General features: G+C 53.7%; 1 rRNA gene. It reads left to right on the top strand.

The window, feature by feature from the left end:
• The first annotated feature begins 1 nt into the window (after position 1).
• Positions 2–2,935: ribosomal RNA gene (locus tag ELQ35_RS19850) — 23S ribosomal RNA — on the top strand.

Raw genomic sequence — 2,935 nt, 5'->3', positions numbered from 1 at the left:
TGGTTAAGTTAGAAAGGGCGCACGGTGGATGCCTTGGCACTAGGAGCCGATGAAGGACGGGACTAACACCGATATGCTTCGGGGAGCTGTACGTAAGCGTTGATCCGGAGATTTCCGAATGGGGAAACCCACTGTTCGTAATGGAACAGGATCCATACCTGAATACATAGGGTATGGAAGGCAGACCCGGGGAACTGAAACATCTAAGTACCCGGAGGAAGAGAAAGCAAACGCGATTTCCTGAGTAGCGGCGAGCGAAACGGAATTAGCCCAAACCAAGAGGCTTGCCTCTTGGGGTTGTAGGACACTCTATATGGAGTTACAAAGGAACGGGGTAGATGAAGCGGCCTGGAAAGGCCCGTCAGAGAAGGTAAGAACCCTGTAGTCGAAACTTCGTTCCCTCCTGAGTGGATCCTGAGTACGGCGGGACACGAGAAATCCCGTCGGAAGCAGGGAGGACCATCTCCCAAGGCTAAATACTCCCTAGTGACCGATAGTGAACCAGTACCGTGAGGGAAAGGTGAAAAGCACCCCGGAAGGGGAGTGAAAGAGATCCTGAAACCGTGTGCCTACAAGTAGTCAGAGCCCGTTCATGGGTGATGGCGTGCCTTTTGTAGAATGAACCGGCGAGTTACGATTTCCTGCAAGGTTAAGCTGATGAGGCGGAGCCGCAGCGAAAGCGAGTCTGAACAGGGCGAGTGAGTAGGAGGTCGTAGACCCGAAACCAGGTGATCTACCCATGTCCAGGGTGAAGTTCAGGTAACACTGAATGGAGGCCCGAACCCACGCACGTTGAAAAGTGCGGGGATGAGGTGTGGGTAGCGGAGAAATTCCAATCGAACCTGGAGATAGCTGGTTCTCTCCGAAATAGCTTTAGGGCTAGCCTCATGATAAGAGTCTTGGAGGTAGAGCACTGATTGGACGAGGGGCCCTCATCGGGTTACCGAATTCAGTCAAACTCCGAATGCCAAAGACTTATTCATGGGAGTCAGACTGCGAGTGATAAGATCCGTAGTCAAAAGGGAAACAGCCCAGACCACCAGCTAAGGTCCCCAAGTATACGTTAAGTGGAAAAGGATGTGGAGTTGCTTAGACAACCAGGATGTTGGCTTAGAAGCAGCCACCATTTAAAGAGTGCGTAATAGCTCACTGGTCGAGTGACTCCGCGCCGAAAATGTACCGGGGCTAAACGTATCACCGAAGCTGTGGATTGACACCGTTGGTGTCAGTGGTAGGAGAGCGTTCTAAGGGCGTTGAAGCTAGACCGCAAGGACTGGTGGAGCGCTTAGAAGTGAGAATGCCGGTATGAGTAGCGAAAGAAGGGTGAGAATCCCTTCCACCGAATGCCTAAGGTTTCCTGAGGAAGGCTCGTCCGCTCAGGGTTAGTCGGGACCTAAGCCGAGGCCGAAAGGCGTAGGCGATGGACAACAGGTTGATATTCCTGTACCACCTGTAATCGTTTGAGCAATGGGGGGACGCAGGAGGATAGGGTAAGCGTGCTGTTGGATGCGCACGTCCAAGCAGGTAGGCCGGAAACGAGGCAAATCCCGTTTCCATATAAGGCGGAACTGTGATGGCGAGGGAAATCTAGTACCGAAGTTCCTGATTCCACACTGCCAAGAAAAGCCTCTAGCGAGATGAAAGGTGCCCGTACCGCAAACCGACACAGGTAGGCGAGGAGAGAATCCTAAGGTGTTCGAGAGAACTCTCGTTAAGGAACTCGGCAAAATGACCCCGTAACTTCGGGAGAAGGGGTGCTTTTTAGGGTGAAAGCCCGGAAAAGCCGCAGTGAATAGGCCCAGGCGACTGTTTAGCAAAAACACAGGTCTCTGCGAAGCCGCAAGGCGAAGTATAGGGGCTGACGCCTGCCCGGTGCTGGAAGGTTAAGGGGAGAGGTTAGCTGTATGGCGAAGCTTTGAACCGAAGCCCCAGTAAACGGCGGCCGTAACTATAACGGTCCTAAGGTAGCGAAATTCCTTGTCGGGTAAGTTCCGACCCGCACGAAAGGCGTAACGATCTGGGCACTGTCTCAACGAGAGACTCGGTGAAATTATAGTACCTGTGAAGATGCAGGTTACCCGCGACAGGACGGAAAGACCCCGTGGAGCTTTACTGCAGCCTGATATTGCATTTTGGTACAGCTTGTACAGGATAGGTAGGAGCCTAAAGAAGCCGGAGCGCCAGCTTCGGTGGAGGCGTCGGTGGGATACTACCCTGGCTGTATTGAAATTCTAACCCGCGCCCCTCATCGGGGCGGGAGACAGTGTCAGGCGGGCAGTTTGACTGGGGCGGTCGCCTCCTAAAAGGTAACGGAGGCGCCCAAAGGTTCCCTCAGAATGGTTGGAAATCATTCGTAGAGTGTAAAGGCATAAGGGAGCTTGACTGCGAGACCTACAAGTCGAGCAGGGACGAAAGTCGGGCTTAGTGATCCGGTGGTTCCGCATGGAAGGGCCATCGCTCAACGGATAAAAGCTACCCCGGGGATAACAGGCTTATCTCCCCCAAGAGTCCACATCGACGGGGAGGTTTGGCACCTCGATGTCGGCTCATCGCATCCTGGGGCTGTAGTCGGTCCCAAGGGTTGGGCTGTTCGCCCATTAAAGCGGTACGCGAGCTGGGTTCAGAACGTCGTGAGACAGTTCGGTCCCTATCCGTCGTGGGCGCAGGAAATTTGAGAGGAGCTGTCCTTAGTACGAGAGGACCGGGATGGACGCACCGCTGGTGTACCAGTTGTCTTGCCAAAGGCATCGCTGGGTAGCTACGTGCGGACGGGATAAGTGCTGAAAGCATCTAAGCATGAAGCCCCCCTCAAGATGAGATTTCCCATAGCGCAAGCTAGTAAGATCCCTGAAAGATGATCAGGTGGATAGGTCTGAGGTGGAAGCGTGGTGACACGTGGAGCTGACAGATACTAATCGATCGAGGACTTAACCAA

The sequence above is a fragment of the Peribacillus cavernae genome, from assembly GCF_003989135.1.
GTDB classification, from domain to species: Bacteria; Bacillota; Bacilli; order Bacillales; family DSM-1321; genus Peribacillus; species Peribacillus cavernae.
The sequence above is the reverse complement of the archived record's forward strand: the minus strand, read 5'-3'. Positions and strand labels throughout refer to the sequence as shown.